This is a genomic window from Bacillus massilinigeriensis (assembly GCF_900117315.1).
GTDB lineage: Bacteria > Bacillota > Bacilli > Bacillales > Cytobacillaceae > Bacillus_BE > Bacillus_BE massilionigeriensis.
In genome coordinates this window covers 401,530-423,024 of the sequence record NZ_LT630337.1, presented here as the reverse complement: position 1 = coordinate 423,024, position 21,495 = coordinate 401,530, and the positions used below count along the sequence as shown (strand labels likewise).

Here is a 21,495-nt window from a genome sequence, read left to right as displayed (position 1 = left end):
GCTCTCTTTGTTAACTTATAAATGGTGGAGGATGACGGGCTCGAACCGCCGACCCTCTGCTTGTAAGGCAGATGCTCTCCCAGCTGAGCTAATCCTCCACTTGGTGACCCCTACGGGATTCGAACCCGTGTTACCGCCGTGAAAGGGCGGTGTCTTAACCGCTTGACCAAGGGGCCATACAATATTTTCCTCAACAATAAAACAAAATAATAGCCCCAAAAATGGGGCTGTGCCTGGCGACGTCCTACTCTCACAGGGGGAGAACCCCCAACTACCATCGGCGCTGAGAAGCTTAACTTCCGTGTTCGGTATGGGAACGGGTGTGACCTTCTCGCCATCGTCACCAGACTCATATTTATAAAGGATTTATTCCTTCAAAACTAGATAACGTACAACATCATTAAACTAAAATTGTCTAGCTCCGGCTCCTAGCTTCTCGGCCGTTTCGATCCGTCCCTACAAATCCAAAAATCGGGATTTGCAGCGCCGGCTCTCCAACGTCTGTCGAAGCTGAACAGTCGCCTCCGCTTTTCTATTTGGTTAAGTCCTCGATCGATTAGTATTTGTCAGCTCCACGTGTCGCCACGCTTCCACCTCAAACCTATCTACCTGATCATCTTTCAGGGATCTTACTAGNTATTCGAGATGCTTCTCGTTTTGTGCGCTGATGCCTTCGCTTCGTAGCATATTCGGTCGTGCTCTACCGACTGAGCTACTGAGCCACACATACTATATATTAACAGTTGAAACCTACTGGTATAAAAATGGCGGTCCGGACGGGATTCGAACCCGCGACCCCCACCTTGGCAAGGTGGTGTTCTACCACTGAACTACTTCCGCATTAAAATGCGGGTGCCGGAAATCATCCAATACACCCGCACACTAGTGAGCCATGAAGGACTCGAACCTTCGACCCTCTGATTAAAAGTCAGATGCTCTACCAACTGAGCTAATGGCTCTCAATAAAATAATTAATAATAACTCAATAAAAATCTTTGAAGTATTAGCATCTACGACGTCCGCATTTCAGAAAGCTTGTCCAAGAAGCGGCTCAATGCGTACTCTGAAGCTTATTCAAAGGAGCATAATCGATCGTGCTCTACCGACTGAGCTAATGGCTCTCTTTGGTAACTTATAAATGGTGGAGGATGACGGGCTCGAACCGCCGACCCTCTGCTTGTAAGGCAGATGCTCTCCCAGCTGAGCTAATCCTCCACTTGGTGACCCCTACGGGATTCGAACCCGTGTTACCGCCGTGAAAGGGCGGTGTCTTAACCGCTTGACCAAGGGGCCATACAATATTTTCCTCAACAATAAAACAAAATAATAGCCCCAAAAATGGGGCTGTGCCTGGCGACGTCCTACTCTCACAGGGGGAGAACCCCCAACTACCATCGGCGCTGAGAAGCTTAACTTCCGTGTTCGGTATGGGAACGGGTGTGACCTTCTCGCCATCGTCACCAGACTCTTATTTATAAAGGATTTATTCCTTCAAAACTAGATAACGTACAACATCATTAAACTCAATTGGTTAAGTCCTCGATCGATTAGTATTTGTCAGCTCCACGTGTCGCCACGCTTCCACCTCAAACCTATCTACCTGATNAGCCAGGATCAAACTCTCCGAAAAAGAGTAAGATTAGCTCTTCATTTATAAATAGAATTAACGTTGACGTTTCTGCTTTTGTTTAGTTTTCAAAGAACTATTTTCGAGACGAGATATTAATATATCAAATGATTTCAAAACCGTCAATATTATTTTTTTGAAATAATATTTATCAAAGGTAAACCTAAAGGTTATTTTTTCAAAGTCATATATATATTAACATTTTCTTTCGTCTTTCATCGCCGTTCAGCGACGACTCTTATTATATTACTATCGTGTTATATAAAAGTCAACACCTTTTACAAAAAAACTAATATGTTATTTTTATATATTATGAAACATGGTCAATTTCCTCTTGTTTCTATCTTGAAATTAATGTCCTAGTTGCTAGTGAAACAAAAGGATTCGACCCACTCATGTTGTTATCCATCGAGACCAGTTTACAAATCCTGAAATAGGTAAAACACTAGAAAGATCAATGATTTTAATTTTTTAAATGTGTTTAACATTTACATCAAGAAATACTTTTTACAAACGATTAAATAAAAAAGATTGACCTCTTCATTAATCAATTTGAAGTTGTAACAACGAGAGTATAAAGCTTGGACATATTATTATAGAAGAACAAAGATATTAAATAACAAAATATTGAGCTTCTATAATTTGAATTTGGTACCTGCCCCAGTACGTTTACACTTTAACACATTGGGTCCAGGCACTAAATCCACCTTTCTCACAAGAAAAAACTTCAAGTAGAAAAAACAGCCAAAATCTAGTAAGATATCCACATGTGACATTAGATAAGGGGTTAAAAAAATGAGTGTATTAAATGTACAAAATTTAAGTCACGGCTTTGGTGATCGTGCGATTTTTAATAATGTGTCTTTTCGACTATTAAAAGGGGAGCATGTTGGACTAGTTGGAGCAAATGGTGAGGGTAAGTCTACCTTCATGAATATTGTTACTGGTAAATTGCAACCCGATGAAGGGAAAGTTCAGTGGTCACGAAAAGTTCGTGTTGGTTATTTGGATCAGCATGCTGTCCTTCAAAAAGGTACTACAATGCGTGATGCTTTGAGTTCTGCCTTTCAATATCTGTTTGATGCTGAATCAGAAATCAATGAACTTTATGCAAAAATGGGCGATGAAGGTGCTGATATCGATGCATTACTTGAAGAAGTTGGAGAGCTACAAGAAACTTTAGATAGTAATGACTTCTATCAAATTAATTCAAAGGTGGAAGAAGTTGCACGTGGTCTAGGATTAGACGATGTTGGACTCGATCGAGATGTAGATGATCTTAGCGGTGGGCAACGTACGAAAGTTTTGCTAGCTAAGCTTTTGCTAGAAAAGCCTGAAATCCTATTACTAGATGAGCCTACGAACTACTTAGATGAACAGCATATCGAATGGTTGAAGCGCTACTTACAGGAATATGAGAATGCGTTTATCTTGATTTCACATGATATTCCATTCTTGAATAATGTTGTTAACTTGATCTATCACATGGAAAACCAAGAGTTGAATCGCTATGTTGGTGACTATGATAACTTCTTAAAAATATATGAAATGAAGAAGCAACAGCTAGAGGCTGCCTACAAGCGTCAACAACAAGAAATTGCTGATTTAAAGGATTTCGTTGCTCGTAACAAGGCAAGTGTTGCGACTCGTAATATGGCAATGTCTCGTCAAAAGAAGCTCGACAAAATGGATATTATAGAATTGGGGAAAGAGAAACCGAAACCAGAATTTAAGTTCAAAGAAGCTCGTTCATCTAGTCGTTGGATCTTTGAGACTGAAGATCTTGTTATTGGTTACAATGAACCTCTTTCTCGCCCTCTAAATTTGAAAATGGAGCGTGGACAAAAAATTGCATTCGTGGGTGCAAACGGGATTGGTAAGTCTACTCTGTTAAAAAGTATTCTTGGATTGATTAAACCCATTTCTGGTAAAGTGGAACGTGGTGAGTATCAATACATCGGTTACTTCGAGCAAGAAGTGAAACAATCTAACTACAATACTTGTATTGAAGAGATTTGGAACGAGTTCCCAAGTATGAATCAAGCGGAAGTCCGTGCCGCTCTTGCAAAATGTGGACTAACGACGAAACATATTGAAAGTAAAATTGAAGTCCTTTCTGGTGGTGAAAAAGCCAAAGTTCGTTTGTGTAAAATTTTAAACACCGAAACGAACCTATTAATACTAGACGAACCTACCAATCACTTGGATGTGGATGCAAAAGAAGAATTAAAGCGTGCTTTAAAGGCATATCGAGGAAGTATCTTGATGGTATCCCACGAACCAGAATTCTATCGTGAAATTGCGACCGATGTTTGGAATTGTGAGGATTGGACTACGAAAGTGTTTTAAATAATGGTTAAGAAGGGACACAGGGACAGGTTCCTTGTCCCAATCCCTCCCTTGGACAAAAAGAAAAAGCTCTGCGAAGACTTGGTTATATGCAGAATTTTTTCGACATTATATTCTTATAAAATTTAATTAGATTTTTTTTACGGGACGATGGACCTGTCCCCTTGTACCTCAAAAAGCTCATCCAAACTAAAATTGGAATGAGCTTCTTTCTATTTCAATATTAATTTTTCTACAACTTCCACCTTTGATGAGTGTATGGGGCAACACTAAAGATACCTGGTATGATTATTCTTCTTCCTTAGGGAGTTCAACTGTAAATGGTTTTAAATCCTTCGCCGGAACAAAGTTTGAAAAATTGAACTGAAAGATTGTATTTTCCAGCTTAAAGTTCTTAATTTTTTCTTCTCCGTCTAAATCGAATGTAGATTGGAAGCGTGCTATCTTTTTATTGATTGTTTTCACCATATTCAAGTGGATGCTATGGTTTTCAGGTGATACTGGATTTTTAGGATCAATTTCACCAATATAATCTTTATCTACCAACAACAACTCATACTGCAAGTTATTTTCAAACACCCCAAGCTGCTGCCTACTTAATCTCTTTGACAGACCGGTGAATTGATAATCGATTACGAGTTTATTTCCTTTTCGAGTAATGTCATTTACCTGCATGTCTAAACCAAGACGTTTGCTATTAAAGGTAAATGATGTTTTGTTCAGTAGCTGTTCTACTTTTGGATCTGCTACATTTATCGTCTGAAAAAATGTAAGGGAAGTAATTGTTGAATTCAACTTGGTCATATCAGTACGAATCGTTCTATGATATCCATCTTCTTGAACTGATTCCTCAAGTATCGTTCCGTTTCCAAACCTGTATACCTTTCCATTTTCATCAATTGCTTTAGAGAAATGAATATCATCACTCTTGTATTTCTGAACTGTCTCATAGATTAGCGAAGATGACGCTTTTGCGTTAAGAATTTCCTTTATACGGATTTTGACCTCTTCTTTTGGATACTCTTGCTCTTGATCAATAGCGAGTGAACTGTTTTTTTCCTGTTGAATTGGGATGTCAAAATTCCATTCACCTTTTATCCCGTTTATATAATGAATTGTGATAGGTAGAGAAAAATTAGCTTTAATAGTCTTATAAGGATATTCCATTTTCCATTGAAAATTATATCCTCCCTTAACTTTCTTAATGTCAGTCGACTTTCCATTTAGCCAAGGGTCATTGTCCCCTTTATTATGTTCAAAGTTTACATCAAAACTTACTTCCCCTTTTTCGTTATGCCCTTTTTCAACATTTTTATCAACAAATCCGGTAATTGAAACCACATTACCATCAAAATAAGCGCTGGTAAGTTTTACAGTCACTCCATTTTTAGTTAAGGATTGATTTAATTCTGTAACTGCATCTTGATTCGCAAGTTCAACACCCATTGAATCACCAAACTCTTGAAAGATCCCGCCAATTAAGGGTGCAATCGCTAATACTCTGTTCATAGTAGGATTAATAAAACCAGAGGCAACAGTCATTCCAAGAAGAGCAGCGGCAGCAATTGAACCTGCAAGAACTTTCTTTTTTTTCATTTTTCTACCTTGATCTGACATTTTTATGCCTTTATCAATAGCGTGAAACACTTTTTCTTTTGGTACTACTATTTTTTCAATCGCTCTTTTTACTTCTTTGTTATCCATTGCATTTGCCCTCCTCTTCTTTATAAGACTTTTTTAATTCGGCTTTTCCTCTACTTAAATAAGTTTTTACCGTTCCTTCGGGGATTTCCATGATTTCACTAATGGCTTTAATTGAATAATCATAGTAGTAAAACAAAATAATAACGGATTGATAATTCTCTTTTAACTGTCCAATCACATTTAATAGATTTATGCCTTCGTCATAGCCTGAATGATAGGTTACTGTTAAATTTGACAATACTTCATCCGTTAGCGGTACAATATTATTTCTTTTCTTAAGAATTTGGCCAGCACAACGGATAATGATTTTTGTAAGCCAAGTCATAAAATATTCCGGATGCTTTAACGAATGAATACTCTTAAAGGCTTGATACGTTGTCTCTTGAACGACATCTAATGCATCCTCTTCGTTATGTACATAAAGATAAGCAGTCCGGTAGATTCGTTCATAATGCTGCTTCATGAGATGTTCAAAAGCTTTTTTATTGCCCCTGATTGCTTTTTTAACCATCTTTTCATTCTCTAACTCCATCTCTCTCAACCCCTTTCAACTATTAGTGAAATTAATCTTTAGAAAAAGTTTCAAAAATCAATAATAAATTTTCGATATATACCTAAAGCAAAATGGTGCAATTTATTTCTCAAAAGGTTAGATTAACGTTACAAGTATAAATTTCACCTGGGTCAGAGATGCCACTCTGTCAAAAAGCTGTCGTTTAGGTAGTGTTCGACATGGAAAAACTGCAAACAGAATAACCGTGTGAATCGCCCTTAAGTCACTTAAAATAAGAGGTCAGGTAAGCCGAGAGCCATTGCAGCAAAGAAAATCATCACTAGCAATCATTAATCAAGGTCTCTCTCCTGTTTGGGCCTGATTAATATCGGACAAATGCTTAAGTAAATTCCTAACCTGAAGGAAAGGAATTAGCGCCGCAGGTCCTCCGTTCTCTGTTTTAGAAGATCACTTGTCAAAGCGATGGCAATATTCATATTCAATACAGTTTTATAAATCGTTACAAGACATGTAACAAGGCAACGCCTCAGAAGGGCTGTTGCCTTGTTTAAAATGAGTCGCGAGATTCACTCCACATCAGTCATTCATTTATCATTATACAATTTAACAGAATATTTCTGTTAAATATACTTTGTGATGAAACACACCTCACGGGATACTTATGAGATAGACAGCGCTAAAACTATGCGTTTTCTTTCTGATTCTCATTAATCCATTTTGCCCTTACACTCAACTTTATCAAATCAATCATTGCTAAATATTGATATTTTTTACACCAAATACAAAATATTGATTTAGGTGATAATATTACTTTTGTCATCATTGAATTTGGAGCACTAATCCACCCTTTATTTGGTATGATAGAGATTTCTACAAAATTACCATTTCTTTTCACCTGAAATATCCCGTCAACATGTCCCATTTGCTCAGATGGACAAATGGAAAACTCACCAGTCTGATCATCCATCACAAATGCTGGGGTAAAATTTATCACAACTTTTTTGTTTTGCATTAATTCTATTTGTGACAATCCTATCCCGAATGCTGTTTTAACAAACCTATATTGAATACCTTGATCAAAATATTGCATCTGCTCATCTAATTCTATTTCTTTCACTTTCATATCAATTGGAATGAATTCTATAATCTGACTTTCCATGGAAAATCTTGTATAGTATCGCATTTGTCCATTCATAGGAAACGGAAATGGAAAAGGATCTAAATTCAAAACTGTCTCATCAATACGAATATCCACAATAGTATTCTTTCTTCTAATAAAATCAAAGTTATGTAAGAAAAATATTGGAAGACATGATGGTCTTTTACTTCCAAAACCAATGGGTGCCAATAAATTCATGGGAGTACTTTTCTTTTTAATCTGTTCTTTAATATATACATGAATCGCTCGTTTATCCAAATCCTCAAAATCAAATGAAATTTGTACACATCCATCTACTTTTTCAAAAACAGTATTATCTATGTTCGTTTGTATATGCTTATTTAATCCCTTTTCAGCAACATTGCATTGCTCATTTGGATCAAACTTTAGTGACATGTCATCATACATATCTACATATCCATCATTTCTATAAGCCAATATCCGAAATCCTTTTCCAATATCATGACCATTTAGATATTGCAACTCTAATCCTTTATAAATTGTATCTGGTTTCTTCTCAAAGTTAATTAATGCTAACTTTTCCATTGGTGTGTATTTTATTCCAAACGGCAGTATTGTTTTCATTTTCATCCCATACTTTCAAAATGGTTTTATTCTTTCTCAATATGATATTACTTATTTTTACAAATAGTATTTAGAAAAATGATCGAATTTTCATATCCAAAAAGAAATAGGATTATAGAAAGATAATATTAGTGGTGATTTTAGGAAATAAAGAATCCTTGTATGATAAAACGATGGAACAATCTCCAATTACTTCAAGCCTTTCTTGCCAAAACTTTCAATCATTTTTTTTCGTAATTTCTTGCACTCTTTGAAGGTGTGTATTTCACTTTATATTTTCCACCAAGATCTTGTTTCACTTTTTCGGTTAAAGCTACTCCCATCTGATTAAATTGATCTTCTAAGTCGATTCCATTAAGAAGCAATGTATCCTTATCCCAATCAATCCATTTCCCATATTTCGTTGCACAAAATGACAATTTTTCAGCTAATCCATAAGAAATCGGAACGTCTTCAATATCTAGATTGCAACCGCATCTATTGCACCCAATTGAGTCTGCTCCTACATCCCCTTCTATTTAAATCATATATCTCTTCACTTTCACAAAAACAGTTCATACTATCCTCCTCAAACACCACTGCTTCAATCGCACACTATAAAAACGCATCGCTTCAAGACTTCCTACTGACTCAAATATTCCTGCTTCTATCAGTTTTTTAAGTCGATATTCTAAAAACGAATCACCTACATACTGTTCTAATTGTCCAAGAACATCACCGATTAGTCTTGCAGATTTCATAAAGCCCTTCAACTTCGGTTTTCTGTGTAGATATTTTGCTCTTTGAATAATCAATTGTTAATAATAGTCTTCAGGAACAATCTGTATCCTTCCATTTCTCCATATTCTAAAATTATTCATACTGGATTACTGTGGCTGCATTTTCATGGGAGCATCCTTGATTGTTCCAAAATGATATAATAGCATCTTTGTTAGATGCCTACCTACCGAGTGGCGAATCAAAAGCAATCATTTCAACCTGATCACGTTGGATAGAATTATATTTAGAAAGCATACTCATCACCTCAAGCATTGTTCTACTTCTATTGTAAAACAAAAAAGACTGTAGAAACTTAATTTTCATCGAGTTTCTACAGTCTGAGACGGCAGTATAACTGCCGCCCTTTTCCCTATGAATTAGCTTGTGGTAATGGGAGCTTAATCCACTTATGATAAAAAGCATCAATATCAGGTTCGAAATCTTTTAATATTGGATACCAAGGCGTAACTGCTTCTACTTCAAGCTGAGTCGCACACTCAGGACAGTAGTACTCTCGAATCACTTGCCACTCCGGGTGCGGTGCAAGCATCTTCGGGTAGAGCTCACCAACACTTGTGTGTATTGGTCATCCGGCAATTGGCCCTACTAACGGGTCCTTTAGCGTATTCATATAAACTCTCTGCGTCCGATTTCTTCCACGGGCGGAGAATTAATCTTTCAGTTTGAAATTCCATTTTTCTATTTCCTTTCTAATATTTTTTCGACTGCAGTCTTATCTAATAGGTTCACTGTTTCAAATTTGCCTTTATAAAACGCACCCCAGTTGTTAAAAACACAAGGCAAGCTCTTTGCAGCTTCTAAAGAATCAACAGGAACAATTGACGCTGTAACCTTATTATCATCACAGTATTGTTTTATTTCTTCAATCTTCTGCATAATAAAAGGACACTGCATACTGTAATAAATAGTCAATTCTTGTTTCTCTATCTGCTCCTTTCGTGCTTTATCGGTAAAGTGTGGTATTGTTCCATCAAAAGAAAGAGCCAATAATTCATATCCGTCTTCTGTAGCATCAACAGACTCAAAACCATACTTTTTCGCAAAGGCCTGATTGGAAAGCCAGTTTTTCTGTTTTTTTGCTCCAAGCATACAAACGCCAGACATTCCTTTTTCTTTTGCATCGGAAATACAGTAATCCATCAACGCTTTTCCGTATCCTTTTCCTTTGAAGTCGCCAGAGACCCAAAGGCAATATATGTAATAATAGTTATTGCCTATTATGGGCGTCCATGCTGTTTCCAGAGGTGCAAATTCTATAAAACAGCAGCCTTTTGCGTTCAGTTTTCTGAATACATGACCTTCATTTAATCGTTTTGTAAGCCATGCTCTTTTTGCCTCAACACCGGGATGCGGTTTCTTGCTCCTGATAATACAGCATAAATGCTCATCCCCTATGTTATCCTGTGTTATATTAATAAACTCTTCAGACATGCAGTTATGCCTCCTTTCTCTCTGTTATCCAATCCACTAACTCAATTTCAAAACGGTCGGGTGTACTGAACTGCTATGAGTATTAATCCACTAACTCGCAAATTCTAATCCACTGCCACAACCTTCCACATCTAATCCACAGCCTAAACCCTAAGCGGTAGATATGTTCCATAGACAGTTTCCGAACCTCCACCAAGCGTCCCTGATAGACTACAACCTTGCAAAAAAGCCCGGAAATACGCTAACTTGTGCCACTTATTTTTCTTTCCATGATATCAATGCCACCGTCTCCACATGTGTAGATTGCTAGGTGTAGACAAACCATAGCAAATATTCTTGAGCAGTGGATTTCACCTTTAATTTGAATTACGAATCAAGAATAAACAGCGATAGGTATTACCAACAAAGAAGGTGCAGAGATTTTGGATTCAATATCTGGAAAGTCAAGTTGTTCGTCAACTCCGTTATTCATTGTTCTAAACAAGCCATCGAGTGTATTTTGTTTGAACAAATTGAATCCAGTATTTCTGAATAGATTAATATTATCATCTGAGTCATTAACCACCTTAACGACCTTTCCAATAACTGTATAATTCCCATCAATAATTTCATTCAAATTATTATGAACAAAATAATCCATATAGACAGGAATTACGGCCTTTAAATTTTCAGAGGTATTTATCGTACAAATTAAATCTAAAATACCGTTTTCCACCAAGCCTTTCTTCATTACCTTAATCTGTTTAAGAATTTCCTGATCGTTATTCTTTTTACCACCCTTTTTTTCTTGAAAACTCGTTGCCATGACACCTATTTGTTCAACTGAATCCAACAATGAAACTAATGGGTTTTTTTCCAAAACACTATTGAACCTTACGAAACTACCTGTTTCTAGTTGTTGTAAATCCTCACTGCTTAATACATCCTTGATTAATTCTTTTTCATTCAAAAATGATACTAACTTTGAAAATAATGACGTTGGGGTATGTACTCTTTCTTCATTAGCAATCTTCTCATCCCTACTATTATTTTCCTTTCCAAATGCAGCTTTAATTTTTGTTTTTACTCCATAAAGCCCAAATCCACCTTCACCATCAACACTTCCAGTTGTCGTGATACCTTTTGTAGTTGAGATATTTAGATTAGTTACTTGTGCAAATCCATCCTCTATTACCGCCAACAAATCAAAAACAATCTTTTGATTAAGATAGGTTGTAATAGGCAAAACAAATTCCTTTTCGGTTTCTTTCATTGCATTTCCTCCCCGTTGGAATAATAAGACTCTTTCTATCTATAATACTATATCTTCATAAAAGGAAAGGAGTTGTTCACATGGACAAAGACACATTCTTTACAACGAAACCATCAAAAAGAGTAGAAGAAGTGAACCTTCTATTACAAAAGTATGATTTAAAGAAAGTAGCTGAGATGTTCGGTATCCCATACAGCACATTTACAAAAGAAATGAGGGCCGGAGATTACTTTTACCACCAATCGGACAAACAGTATTACCCATTCGTAAGATCAGAAGACGAGCGGTTAAAAGCGGAACAGAAGGATGAATCAGCCGAACTAGCCTTTATCAAGGAACACTTTGACGCTTTAAAAGGTTTGCTCCAAATGTACCAATCCAATAAATTGTTGATGCTTGATGAAAGGATTTACAGTAAAGTAGCAAAGTATGAAAATAAGAGCCTCAAAATGAACACAGAGCTTTATGAAGAATTCAAGAAATTCTGTGAGGAATATTACTCTCAATACAAAATCCAAGATTTAATTTGTCAATCTATATTGGATTTTCAGAGCAATTACAGAAGGTAACGAGAAAAGAGCCAGTAGGCTCTTTTTCTAATGGGTTCGGTTTTGAGGTACACTATCCCTCTCTGTTAGGATAGTTGTCGTACGATACTTTAGTGTTATAGTTAAATAAATAACACGGAGGTCGTTCGATATGACTGAAAAAAATGGAGCACGGTATTCCCAAGAACAAAAAGAAGCTATTATCAAACGCATGATGCCCCCAAATAATGAATCTGTGTCTAGAATTTCAAAAGAAGTTGGTATTTCAGATGTGACATTATATAAATGGCGTAGAGCAGCACGTGCAGCTGGAGTGGCAACACCTGGCAATGGACAAACAAGCGATAATTGGAATAGCCAAGATAAGTTCTTAATCGTGATGGAGACGTTCGCGATGAACGAATCGGAGCTTGCCGAGTATTGTCGTAAGAAAGGTTTGTATCGTGAGCAGATTGAAGCATGGAAAAATGTGTGCCTTCAGGCAAACGGTCAGGTATTCGACCAAGCCAAACAGTTGAATGGCGCATTGAAGGAAGAACAGAAGCGTGCCAAGCAATTAGAAAAGGAGCTACAAAAGAAAGAAAAGGCACTAGCCGAAGCTGCAGCGTTATTACTTTTGCGAAAAAAGGCCCAAGCGATTTGGGGGGACGACGAGGAAGAATGATTAGCCCGTCAAATCGCGCATTAGCAGTTGAACTAATCCAAGAAGCCAATCAAAACGGTGCGCGATTAGCGAAGGCTTGTGAGGAACTTCATATCAGCGTACGGACATACGAGCGCTGGGTAGTAGAGGGTGGAGTGAAGGTCGATCAGCGCCCATTTGCGAAAAGACCAGTACCGAAAAACAAGTTGTCTGAAGAAGAAAAAGAGGGAATTCTGACAGTTGTCAAACAAGAGGAATACGTCGATTTACCACCTACACAGATTGTCCCAAAGCTTGCAGACAAAGGAACTTACATTGCTTCAGAATCCACGTTTTATCGTGTGTTACGTGAAGAAAAAATGCAACACTATCGCGGTCGTAGTCAAAAGCCTGAAAGAAGAATCCCTGAGAGTCATCTAGCAACAGCACCAAATCAAGTGTGGACATGGGATATTACATGGCTTGGTGGACCGGTGAAAGGTTTGTTTTATCGACTCTATTTAATTCTTGATTTATTTAGTAGAAAAGCAGTTGGCTGGGAAGTTTGGGAAACAGAAGAGGCAAAACACGCTGAAACGCTTGTGAAAAAGGCGGTTATCAATGAAAAAATCCAAGGTGCACCACTCGTATTGCATTCAGATAATGGTAGCCCTATGAAAGCCGAGACATTCCTAAGTTTACTAGAGAAATTGGGCATTCAAAGTTCCTTTTCAAGACCACGTGTGAGTAATGATAATCCTTACTCAGAAGCGATGTTCCGGACACTCAAATATCGACCGGATTTTCCGCACAAAGGTTTTGCATCACTCGGAGAAGCAAGAAAATGGGCACAGCAATTTGTCCATTGGTACAACGAGATTCACCTGCATAGTGGGCTAAATTTTGTGACACCTGTACAGTGCCATACCGGAGCACATTTAGCCATATTGGAAAGGCGAAAAAACGTATACGAAGCAGCGAAGGCTAAACATCCAGAACGTTGGTCAAGAAGCACAAGAAATTGGGCACCGAATGAGAAAGTAGCACTCAATCCAATACGAGATGAGAGTCAAACCGGAGCATTGAGGAAATCATAATATTCCCCATTTTCCTGGTGATTTGAATCGAAAGCACGCTTTTCCTTTCGATTCAAATCACCAGGTCAGCAAGCGCAGCGCGGTAGCCTTGACTAAGCTAGGGCATTGAGAAAATTCTATTAAAATACTAAAGTAGCTAAATGCGACAACTATATTGACAAACACCGCTTCTCTTTCTTCTAATCTTTTTGATATTAAATATCTGGTTAAATTGTTAATTCTTTCTGCCTTTGAAGAACCCAATGTTTCATTTTCGACACTGTGTATTAATGAAAATTTACCAATTTCAGCATGAGTTCTTCCTTCTAGCAAACTCAAAGCTGCTACTAAAGTTTTACGTGATACCAAATAGCATTCATCCTAAAATCTAGTATATTGATTTTATCATATATAGAGGATGCGATTTGAATGAATTGTTAATTAATTGGTTGTATCTTAAAATTGATACAGAACATTGACCAGGTATTCAAAAACAAAGACCTTGTACAGTAAATGAAACCTCGAAGCTAAGCCCACGGGAACACCATAGAGCGTCTTAAAGAACGTACCGAAGACGAGCAAAAGAAAAAGAGCCTTCTCCGAGCCGAAAGACAGCACGAGAAGGCTTGTGAACGCTTGACAGAGATGATACATTTTTTGCTTGAGAAATTGGGACACCTTTTTCCAGTTTAAAACGTAGATTTTCTATGGGTAGCCTCAAGTTTTTGTGTTTGTAGAGATTAATAAATGTATGTTTTAGCATTAAAATTGTAAATTGCTACTCAATGCCTTATCTCTCTATTCATTCGTATCTTTTTCTTTTTTCTTCTTCGCATCATGTTTAGACTTTAAATGCAAGCCTAGCTTTACAGTACCATATCCACTAAGGCCAAGAATGCCAACAGCACCTAACCCTTTTGCACCATTACGTAAAACGAATGCCATGAATTTTTTATGATCAGGGTTTCCATACCTTGCATCATCGTACCCATTTACAAGCCTCAATGGCACGTTTTTTCCATACCGTAACACGGTCTTTTCAGGGTCATAGTCAGGTCCATAATGCCAATCTATACTATTGAATTCATCTCTTAGTTTAGAATAAATTTTATCCTTTATTTTCACCATCATTCCTCACTCCTTTAAGTATTTTTTCAAAACCGACATATCGTATCTATATTTAAAATTATACTACATAAAAAATAAGGAACATAGGGAAGTAATTATTGAACTAACGAGGTGGTTTTTCATTTTATAATCTTCAAAAGGAACCAAACGGAAACGGTTGATCACAGATAATCGCCTTTACAGATTTAAAGGTTACAATTCTTTTATCTCCTTCTTGATCAATCCCAGTAACTTTAAATAGGTAGTCCCCGATAGACGATAGGAAAATCAATGATCCAACTTCTAGTCTCTCCTCACTCTGAAGTAAGGAAAGCCTTCCAAACTGATTGACAAAATAATAGTCATGTTTCCCCTCGGAACCGAAATCTCTTTTTGGATGTGAAACTAACATGAAATCCATCTCCTCTCTTCAATTGACTCGAATAATGTACGAAGGTATTCGGTCTGCAATGAATTAGTTAATACCGTAAATTCCCCTCGTTCCCTGATTATTTCACTCATAACTTACTAGCTTCATTAAACACACTAATAGACAAAATAGCTCACTCAATCAACGGTTAATTATTCGGTAGTATCTAATATTTGAAAAACCAACCTTCTTACCTCTTTACTGTTCCCATCAAACCCAGCATAGCGTTGAATTTTATATGGTGTAAGGGGTAATTCATTTTGAATCATTTCATTGATTGCCCATTTGATTTTACGAATCCGAAAACTATTTATATCCTCAGTAATCTCTTCCAAATATTTATGGGTTTTCACTAACTTTTTCTTTTCGAACCATCTTCCTGCACCTATAGTCGTTCTAATACTTAAAGGCGTTATTCTTGCAGGTTTACCCTCTTTAGCAAGAATGAGTTTTACTGCTTCCTTTGCAAGGATTAGGCATTCCTCATCACGTTTTTCCCAATCAACTGTATCAATTCTTTTCTTCCTTGGAAGGTTCTTTGTTGTAACCTCTTCGTACCATTCCCCGTCGTATCTAAAAATCCATGAATGAAGTCCTTTCCCTATTTCTTTCAATTGACTACGATTCGCACATTTATTTTCCTCTATTAGTTTCAACCATTTAGCTCGTCTCTCATTAAGGCTAAAAGTTGGGGTATACTGCTTTGAATTGCTCCTTTTCCCAACTATTTCTTCATTGCTAAAGAAATCATCTATACTAACCCCTAGAAACTGCAAAAAAAGCAAATGACGCAACGGGCTTCTATTTTTGTTATTGCTTCTTACAAATAAACGCAGCCAATTAGTAGGTTTATCTGGATTAAGTTCACTTTGCATCAATTCCAAATATGGCTCAGTGTAGTAATTCATAAAGTGTTGCTGGACCTCATTAATATACAAATTGCCACTAACTGCAGCTAACCCTTTATCTCGCAGCCTATCAATATAAAATCCTATTACATCATTAAGATTTTTTTCTTGGGTAATTTTCATGTATTAATTTTTCTGCATTCATTGTATATTGAAGATTCATTTTTTTAATCCTATCCGAGTACGGGTCTGGCAACACTTTTTCATTACAAACTTCACTGTCTGCACATATAAATTCAACACCACTTCCAGTGCTAAGGACTGAACTTTCCTTTAAAAGAACACCATGTTTAGAGCAATACATGACTCCAACAAGCTGATGCGTTGTTCTCCAATAACTTTCTCCCAAATTTCTCCATATCCTTCTTGAAGCATATAGGGCAGTATTTTAGGTAATTGGCCTTTTTCACCTTATTCCCACCCATACCAATGATCTTTTCTATACTCGTATGTGTCCTATTTCCTCCATTTTCCATAACCTCATAAACTAAATTTGTTTTTTCCTGAGATAAAAATGCTGTGTAAAAAGGTGAAACATCGGGACGTATCTCGTGTTTTAATAAAGGTTGAAATGGAAGAACTTTCCCGTGTTTCTCTATCATTATAAATCTTCTATTATATTTACATATCTAATAGGTTTCTGAGCATCCCTAGGAAGATAATGCTCAACTGATTTATATATATTCTAATCGTATTGATTCTTCTGCTTTTTTACCGAAAAAATTCCCATCGTGTTTTGTCTTCATTTAGGGAACCTCTTGTATTGAATGTGCTTCCTGCTTGAACCAAGAGATGGTCTCATAAACTTCATGAACAATCCCATCGAATATAGTTAAAGCATATTTAACCTTTTCCCTATTTCCTCCTATTCTCCAAAACCCTCTTGTTGCATCATTATATTTCAATATCCGTCATGTCGTAGGGAATAAACGATTTATGCGCATTAGGATAGCGGGTTCATCTATATTAGTAAACACGGAGACGTTTCTTCCTTTCCAATCTATCTCGAAACACCAGATACGTCCCGATGTTTTCTAGGGTGGTTGGCACACCATATTGGCGTTTGGACTTGGCTATGTGTGATGACTTGTTTTTGCGTCTTTTGGTGGAATGATTAGGTTTTGGGTTAAATAACCCTAGCATGTAGGTAACCTCCGATTGAAATGACTTTATATTTATGGAGTAGGTAAGAGTAATTATCACAAAAAAAAACAAGTGTCGTTAGACACTTGTTTTCATCCTATCATTGTTGCTAATTATTAATCATTAATACTAAACTTTGATTTTAACCCATATGGGTCATCTAGCTTGAGGTCAATGGTGGTTAGCTTGTTTTTGCTGCTGTAGATTACCTTGGCTCCCAGTGTTTCCTTTAATAAGGTGTGAGGTACATGAACCGCTCCTTCTAAGGAGATAGGAGCTGTGCTTAGAGCTACCTTCTTTCCATTGACGTATGCGTATTTGTACCCCACTTTAAACTTAATTTCTTTCTTAGCTGTTTTGACTGTTGTGTACTTGGTTTTGCTATCGTAAGTTACCCTCCCGTTTAGGCGTTCAAATAAGAACTTGGCGTTAATGTAAGACTTACTTCTTTTCACTATAGGGTTGTAATAGTATGTGTAGGTTGTTAATTCATCCTCTAATTCTGAAGAAACGTACTTTCCATTTATCTTTAAGAGAGTTTCATCCTTGGCTAAGTTTATCTTTGGCTTTGGTTTGGTTGTGAATGACCAGGTGTCTTTCTTCAATGGTGATGACGGGTTATAATAATCCTCTCTGTACTCAACAGTAACAGTGTACTTTTCATTATATGCTAATTCATACTTAGGGTAGAAAAACCAAACAAGCCCCACATGCTCTACATAAAAAGGTACCTTTGCTCCACTACTATCCTTAATTGTTACACTTATATCGTAGGCACATGTATTATCACTTTGATATGAAATAATATACCCCGATTTGTCTACCTTGAACTGGTCTAAAGGGTTTGGGTCCTCAAAACCGTAAAAACCAATTGGTGTGTTGGTCATTCCGTTGTATGGGTAGGCGGAAAATGACTTTAAATCCTCTGCATCACTATCAACTAAGTCACCGTAATTAAATACGACATTATTCCCTGCTACTCCCATACCTATTTGGTCTAACCTATTATCTATCATTATTTCTCTGTGATAAGCTGTATCCATAAAACCCTGAACCGCCTTAGTTAAATTATTAGTATCAAAACTAATAGTTTCCCTAGAATAAGTATATAATCTTTCACTTCCACCTACTGCTTTTATTCTTTCATTACTGTCAATACCTGTGTAACCCTTATCCTTTTTAGACTCTCCGTGGTCTACTGCGTTATTTATTTTTAGGTAATTCGCATGGTTCTGGGCTGCTTTGTTTAGGTAGGCGTTTAGCTTTAAGGGTTGCAGACCCATTTTGGCTCTTATCTTGTTTAAGTAGTTTAATGCTTCCTTTTGACGTGTGGCTAGGCTTTTGGTGGCTGCTTGGGTGAACTGCGTGTCCTGTGTCTTAGCTTTGGCTTGTGTGGGTTCGGTGATGACGGTGGCACTGCCTAGTATTAATGTACAGGCTAACCCCCACTTAATTAACTTGATTGTTTTCTTGTTCATATTACCCCTCCATTAACTAATCATCTATTAATCTAGTTTTTTCTTAAGTAAAAGGTAGTAGGTGGGCTACTACCTCACCGATTAATCTTAAAAAATATTGTAACTATTACCTAGTATATCTTTGTGAATATTTTGAATCAATTCCTTATTTCACTTCATATTCCTATTTAATGAAAAAGCCCAGGCATTATTTTGCCTGAGCCATTTTACAAATATAAATAAATACCGGTAAGTGGGGCTAACTTATTTTTGTTCAGTGAAAAAATTGTCTTGCTAAAAAACCTCTCTCCAACCCGCATTCCTACGTTCCCTAATTTATCCCATTTAAAATAGAGTCCTGCACAAATCACGCATTATCCCGATTTTTTTCTCACTTTTTTCTCCCACAACTTTATTATTTATGAAAATAAAGTCATGACAGGAAAGGACAGAGAATAGGTTAAAAGGTGATGGATTTCCTCCTGCTCTTTATCCTGCTTTTGGGGTTTGTAGAACCCCTCTCTCTTTTATTCAAACATTGATAGGACAAGGTTTTCCAGGCTTTTCTTCATGCTTTTCCTCATGCCTTTTTTCGGGTTAAAAGGATGGGATTCCTGTTCCCACCCTCTTTATTCTTTCTTTTTTTCTGCCTTTATCCACACGTTTTCCACAGGCATACCAGAACTTTGTTTTGATTATGACAGGGATTTATTATGTGGCACAGGAGTTTATTTTGGGTTTACATAGTAATTACAGGGGGTAGGAATAAAGGGTTAAGGGAATAATCCTCTCCTTTTCAGACACCTTTTCCTCGAACTCTTAATTTGTCTCTAATGGCAGTTTTGTAATATCCGAAACATCTTTATGCTCATACTTTATCACTTCAAATCCAGGTACTCGCATTGTAATTGTATCAAAACCATATGGTGGCATCCTTGGTCCTTCAAATGTGACTATTTGAACTGTAATATCATATTTATCATCAAATTCATCTCGAACAATGTCAATAATCCTTTCCGAATCAAAGAGTCTGGATTCCCCATAATATGTTTTTGTCGCTTCCAATATTTCTTGCCCTATCGACCTTAAAAATGCCTTTTCAAGAATGACCTCACTTCCAACAGTCGGGAGTTTTTTTGATTCTTTTTTCACAACTTTCCACTGATTATTCTTTCCTTTTTCCAATGTGTACAAAATATTTAGTCCATCCAATTTAACCACATGGATATAAGCGATATTTTCCTTAATATAAATCCTTGGTTCTCTTACCCATTTCCATACGTCTGATGTTAAAACTGATAAGAACGCCTTTCCTAAAGGAGTTATATCCCCTTTTTCATCATAAAAAGGAAATTCTCTAAAAAAATAAATATCCTTTACTCCCTTTAAGTCCACGTCAAAATAATATTTATCCATGAATTTCTGGTCTGGTACATTTTGATTTGCATAAACAGTAGCAGTATTGATTAACAAGACCATCCAGAGAGAAATGAATAATTTCATCCGTATATCATCCACCTACTTTCTCAGTAGGTATCCTTCCCAAAATGAAAGTATCTATAATTCAATTTTGCAAAGCTATTACGTTCATTCTTCTGAAAGTATTAATCTTCTTAACTCCTTCGTTATTTTTGGTGAGGTAAGATAAACAGTGGAGCTATCCGTTATATACATCAATGTACTCTTCTCATTTTCTTTCCCTAACCATAAGTGCATTCCATGTGTAGGCAATCCCCCTTCGTCTGCCTCGTATTCCACCATTACATCGTAATCAGGTTCAGATATTTTAACCTCCCCTGGTTGTTTGACCGCAGTTGTAATCGCCTTTTCAAAAACATCTAATGATTCATCATCTTTAATCGATAGAATAATCTCCTCATTCATTTCTCCTGTTCCATTCGACTTTGAAATTTTAATTTCTGATATTTTTTCATCTAAAAGAACCATTGTTTCTCCTGGTTGTAATTGGCAACCTATTAAAGCGATTGCAATACATAAAATTGTTAATATCGAAAATATAACCTTCAAGCTATTTCCTCTCCTCTATCATCAAAGTGGGCAGGGTTGCCCACTTAATAAGACGGTTTATATATTCTATCGGTGTCGGTATCAATTACATAATCAACCTCTATATCTTCATTATAGGCAAGTTGGTCAAAGCAGTTAACTCGGTAAAATATAGCTGGAAGTTCTAAAATATCTGTAGTAAGAGCTTGGGCATTTATGTACCTTTTCATAAGTTCCTGTTTTGAACACTTTTTCCCTTTAATTAAAACTTGGTGATAATATCCGTCAATTTTAACTATCAATGTCATCACGATTGACTGCTAATCAATCCCTATAGCTTTAGTTTGTTTTGTCTTTTCGACTGAAATACGGACCGCACCAGCCTGTTTCATGCGTTCTTACATAAGTCCAATTAAACTCTTTATCAACTACGTAAACATCTTCTTCATTTACAAAGTCCTCGGCTGTTAAAGTTGAAGCATTTTCAAGGATAAAAGCATCATCGGTATGCTGATAAAAAACATAGCAAGATTGTTTTGATTGTTGGTTAAATGCTATATCAGCTTGTTCCTCGTTTAAATACTTCCTTCTTTCATAACTAAAAACATGCCATAGGTAGCCACAACAACCATCTTGGTCATGGAGAAAAATAGACTTCTTTTCCTTATCACTAAGATGATTGGCAAAGTTATCTTCCCATCGCCTTCGTAGATATGTACCCCACTTTGGTATTTCGATTACCCTCACCTTTTTATTTCTAAGGGATTTTATCAAGTCCATTTCAATGTCACCCACT

General features: G+C 36.7%; 20 protein-coding genes, 6 tRNA genes, 2 rRNA genes and 1 pseudogene. 3 read left to right on the top strand and 26 right to left on the bottom strand.

Annotation, left to right across the window (positions count from 1 at the left end; genetic code table 11):
- Nucleotides 1-22: 22 nt before the first annotated feature.
- From BQ6100_RS02140 to rrf (BQ6100_RS02105), 8 genes are all read right to left on the bottom strand, one after another.
- A tRNA-Val gene (locus BQ6100_RS02140) sits at nt 23-98 on the bottom strand.
- A gap of 3 nt (nt 99-101) precedes the next feature.
- Nucleotides 102-176, bottom strand: a tRNA-Glu gene (locus BQ6100_RS02135).
- Nucleotides 177-231: 55 nt separating this feature from the next.
- A 5S ribosomal RNA gene (rrf, locus tag BQ6100_RS02130) occupies nt 232-348 on the bottom strand.
- A gap of 417 nt (nt 349-765) precedes the next feature.
- Nucleotides 766-834: transfer RNA gene (locus tag BQ6100_RS02125), tRNA-Gly, on the bottom strand.
- Nucleotides 835-886: 52 nt separating this feature from the next.
- Nucleotides 887-959, bottom strand: a tRNA-Lys gene (locus BQ6100_RS02120).
- Between the two features lie 180 nt (nt 960-1,139).
- Nucleotides 1,140-1,215: transfer RNA gene (locus BQ6100_RS02115), tRNA-Val, on the bottom strand.
- Between the two features lie 3 nt (nt 1,216-1,218).
- A tRNA-Glu gene (locus BQ6100_RS02110) sits at nt 1,219-1,293 on the bottom strand.
- 55 nt (nt 1,294-1,348) lie between these two features.
- Nucleotides 1,349-1,465 (bottom strand): 5S ribosomal RNA (gene rrf / locus BQ6100_RS02105).
- Nucleotides 1,466-2,422: 957 nt separating this feature from the next.
- Between rrf (BQ6100_RS02105) and BQ6100_RS02100 the strand changes: the two genes are divergently transcribed.
- Nucleotides 2,423-3,976 (top strand): ABC-F family ATP-binding cassette domain-containing protein, encoded by a 1,554-nt coding sequence (locus tag BQ6100_RS02100; RefSeq protein ID WP_075980173.1) that lies wholly within the window; start codon nt 2,423-2,425, stop codon nt 3,974-3,976.
- 288 nt (nt 3,977-4,264) lie between these two features.
- On the opposite strand, the gene BQ6100_RS02095 is transcribed toward BQ6100_RS02100, so the two are convergent.
- From BQ6100_RS02095 to BQ6100_RS02055, 8 genes and pseudogenes are all read right to left on the bottom strand, one after another.
- Entirely contained in the window at nt 4,265-5,680 is a 1,416-nt protein-coding gene (locus BQ6100_RS02095) for a DUF4179 domain-containing protein (protein ID WP_075980172.1), read from the bottom strand.
- On the bottom strand, nt 5,673-6,212 hold the full coding sequence (locus BQ6100_RS02090) for a sigma-70 family RNA polymerase sigma factor (RefSeq protein ID WP_075980171.1): 540 nt from the start codon (nt 6,210-6,212) through the stop codon (nt 5,673-5,675). The genes BQ6100_RS02095 and BQ6100_RS02090 overlap by 8 nt, the downstream gene beginning before the upstream one ends.
- Before the next feature lie 664 nt (nt 6,213-6,876).
- On the bottom strand, nt 6,877-7,944 hold the full coding sequence (locus BQ6100_RS02085) for a hypothetical protein (protein ID WP_141770130.1): 1,068 nt from the start codon (nt 7,942-7,944) through the stop codon (nt 6,877-6,879).
- A gap of 215 nt (nt 7,945-8,159) precedes the next feature.
- The gene (locus tag BQ6100_RS21645; RefSeq protein WP_235816470.1) at nt 8,160-8,357 is read right to left on the bottom strand and encodes a hypothetical protein; all 198 of its coding nucleotides are present in this window, start codon (nt 8,355-8,357) and stop codon (nt 8,160-8,162) included.
- Nucleotides 8,358-8,492: 135 nt separating this feature from the next.
- Nucleotides 8,493-8,732 (bottom strand): DUF3658 domain-containing protein, encoded by a 240-nt coding sequence (locus BQ6100_RS21640; RefSeq protein WP_075980169.1) that lies wholly within the window; start codon nt 8,730-8,732, stop codon nt 8,493-8,495.
- Nucleotides 8,733-9,067: 335 nt separating this feature from the next.
- A pseudogene (locus BQ6100_RS02070) lies at nt 9,068-9,268 on the bottom strand (acetone carboxylase subunit gamma); the annotation flags it as partial.
- A 128-nt stretch (nt 9,269-9,396) separates the two neighbouring features.
- Complete coding sequence (locus tag BQ6100_RS02060) at nt 9,397-10,149, bottom strand: GNAT family N-acetyltransferase (RefSeq protein ID WP_075980168.1); 753 nt, start codon at nt 10,147-10,149, stop codon at nt 9,397-9,399.
- A gap of 373 nt (nt 10,150-10,522) precedes the next feature.
- Nucleotides 10,523-11,401, bottom strand: coding sequence for a DUF6414 family protein (locus tag BQ6100_RS02055; RefSeq protein WP_075980167.1), 879 nt, complete (start codon nt 11,399-11,401; stop codon nt 10,523-10,525).
- 80 nt (nt 11,402-11,481) lie between these two features.
- On the opposite strand from BQ6100_RS02055, the gene BQ6100_RS02050 reads away from it, so the two are divergent.
- Entirely contained in the window at nt 11,482-11,970 is a 489-nt protein-coding gene (locus tag BQ6100_RS02050; RefSeq protein WP_075980166.1) for a hypothetical protein, read from the top strand.
- A 130-nt stretch (nt 11,971-12,100) separates the two neighbouring features.
- Nucleotides 12,101-13,668, top strand: a protein-coding gene (locus tag BQ6100_RS02040; protein ID WP_390622395.1) for an IS3 family transposase whose coding sequence is annotated in 2 segments (ribosomal slippage) — nt 12,101-12,584 and nt 12,584-13,668 — 1,569 coding nt in all. Because the reading frame shifts where the segments join, the coding sequence is not laid out codon by codon here.
- Between the two features lie 57 nt (nt 13,669-13,725).
- Here BQ6100_RS02040 and BQ6100_RS02035 read toward each other — a convergent pair.
- The 10 genes from BQ6100_RS02035 to BQ6100_RS01985 form a co-directional block, all read right to left on the bottom strand.
- Nucleotides 13,726-14,016, bottom strand: a complete 291-nt coding sequence (locus tag BQ6100_RS02035; RefSeq protein ID WP_075980164.1) for a hypothetical protein — start codon at nt 14,014-14,016, stop codon at nt 13,726-13,728.
- Between the two features lie 429 nt (nt 14,017-14,445).
- Nucleotides 14,446-14,775, bottom strand: a complete 330-nt coding sequence (locus BQ6100_RS02030) for a hypothetical protein (protein ID WP_075980163.1) — start codon at nt 14,773-14,775, stop codon at nt 14,446-14,448.
- Nucleotides 14,776-14,908: 133 nt separating this feature from the next.
- On the bottom strand, nt 14,909-15,166 hold the full coding sequence (locus BQ6100_RS02025; protein ID WP_075980162.1) for a hypothetical protein: 258 nt from the start codon (nt 15,164-15,166) through the stop codon (nt 14,909-14,911).
- A 170-nt stretch (nt 15,167-15,336) separates the two neighbouring features.
- Nucleotides 15,337-16,215: a TnsD family Tn7-like transposition protein gene (locus tag BQ6100_RS02020; RefSeq protein ID WP_075980161.1), complete on the bottom strand. Its 879-nt coding sequence runs from the start codon at nt 16,213-16,215 to the stop codon at nt 15,337-15,339.
- Nucleotides 16,187-16,441 (bottom strand): TniQ family protein, encoded by a 255-nt coding sequence (locus BQ6100_RS21565; protein ID WP_218921345.1) that lies wholly within the window; start codon nt 16,439-16,441, stop codon nt 16,187-16,189. The genes BQ6100_RS02020 and BQ6100_RS21565 overlap by 29 nt, the downstream gene beginning before the upstream one ends.
- Before the next feature lie 910 nt (nt 16,442-17,351).
- Nucleotides 17,352-18,713 carry a stalk domain-containing protein gene (locus BQ6100_RS02005; RefSeq protein ID WP_075980158.1) on the bottom strand — a complete coding sequence of 454 codons (1,362 nt, stop codon included), beginning with the start codon at nt 18,711-18,713 and terminating at the stop codon, nt 17,352-17,354.
- Between the two features lie 798 nt (nt 18,714-19,511).
- Nucleotides 19,512-20,195, bottom strand: a complete 684-nt coding sequence (locus tag BQ6100_RS02000; RefSeq protein WP_235816467.1) for a DUF3888 domain-containing protein — start codon at nt 20,193-20,195, stop codon at nt 19,512-19,514.
- Nucleotides 20,196-20,279: 84 nt separating this feature from the next.
- Nucleotides 20,280-20,720 (bottom strand): hypothetical protein, encoded by a 441-nt coding sequence (locus BQ6100_RS01995; RefSeq protein ID WP_040036761.1) that lies wholly within the window; start codon nt 20,718-20,720, stop codon nt 20,280-20,282.
- Nucleotides 20,721-20,764: 44 nt separating this feature from the next.
- Nucleotides 20,765-21,007, bottom strand: coding sequence for a hypothetical protein (locus tag BQ6100_RS01990; RefSeq protein ID WP_075980156.1), 243 nt, complete (start codon nt 21,005-21,007; stop codon nt 20,765-20,767).
- A gap of 31 nt (nt 21,008-21,038) precedes the next feature.
- The gene (locus BQ6100_RS01985) at nt 21,039-21,479 is read right to left on the bottom strand and encodes a DUF4275 family protein (protein ID WP_075983399.1); all 441 of its coding nucleotides are present in this window, start codon (nt 21,477-21,479) and stop codon (nt 21,039-21,041) included.
- Between the last annotated feature and the right edge of the window lie 16 nt (nt 21,480-21,495).

Bases quoted from the DNA above. Each gene is read 5' to 3' on its own strand.
- BQ6100_RS02100 (WP_075980173.1), top strand. From the start codon at position 2,423: ATGAGTGTATTAAATGTACAAAATTTAAGTCACGGCTTTGGTGATCGT.
- BQ6100_RS02095 (WP_075980172.1), bottom strand. From the start codon at position 5,680: ATGGATAACAAAGAAGTAAAAAGAGCGATTGAAAAAATAGTAGTACCA.
- BQ6100_RS02090 (WP_075980171.1), bottom strand. From the start codon at position 6,212: ATGGAGTTAGAGAATGAAAAGATGGTTAAAAAAGCAATCAGGGGCAAT.
- BQ6100_RS02085 (WP_141770130.1), bottom strand. From the start codon at position 7,944: ATGAAAATGAAAACAATACTGCCGTTTGGAATAAAATACACACCAATG.
- BQ6100_RS02060 (WP_075980168.1), bottom strand. From the start codon at position 10,149: ATGTCTGAAGAGTTTATTAATATAACACAGGATAACATAGGGGATGAG.
- BQ6100_RS02055 (WP_075980167.1), bottom strand. From the start codon at position 11,401: ATGAAAGAAACCGAAAAGGAATTTGTTTTGCCTATTACAACCTATCTT.
- BQ6100_RS02050 (WP_075980166.1), top strand. From the start codon at position 11,482: ATGGACAAAGACACATTCTTTACAACGAAACCATCAAAAAGAGTAGAA.
- BQ6100_RS02030 (WP_075980163.1), bottom strand. From the start codon at position 14,775: ATGGTGAAAATAAAGGATAAAATTTATTCTAAACTAAGAGATGAATTC.
- BQ6100_RS02025 (WP_075980162.1), bottom strand. From the start codon at position 15,166: ATGTTAGTTTCACATCCAAAAAGAGATTTCGGTTCCGAGGGGAAACAT.
- BQ6100_RS02020 (WP_075980161.1), bottom strand. From the start codon at position 16,215: ATGAAAATTACCCAAGAAAAAAATCTTAATGATGTAATAGGATTTTAT.
- BQ6100_RS02005 (WP_075980158.1), bottom strand. From the start codon at position 18,713: ATGAACAAGAAAACAATCAAGTTAATTAAGTGGGGGTTAGCCTGTACA.
- BQ6100_RS02000 (WP_235816467.1), bottom strand. From the start codon at position 20,195: ATGAAATTATTCATTTCTCTCTGGATGGTCTTGTTAATCAATACTGCT.
- BQ6100_RS01990 (WP_075980156.1), bottom strand. From the start codon at position 21,007: ATGACATTGATAGTTAAAATTGACGGATATTATCACCAAGTTTTAATT.
- BQ6100_RS01985 (WP_075983399.1), bottom strand. From the start codon at position 21,479: ATGGACTTGATAAAATCCCTTAGAAATAAAAAGGTGAGGGTAATCGAA.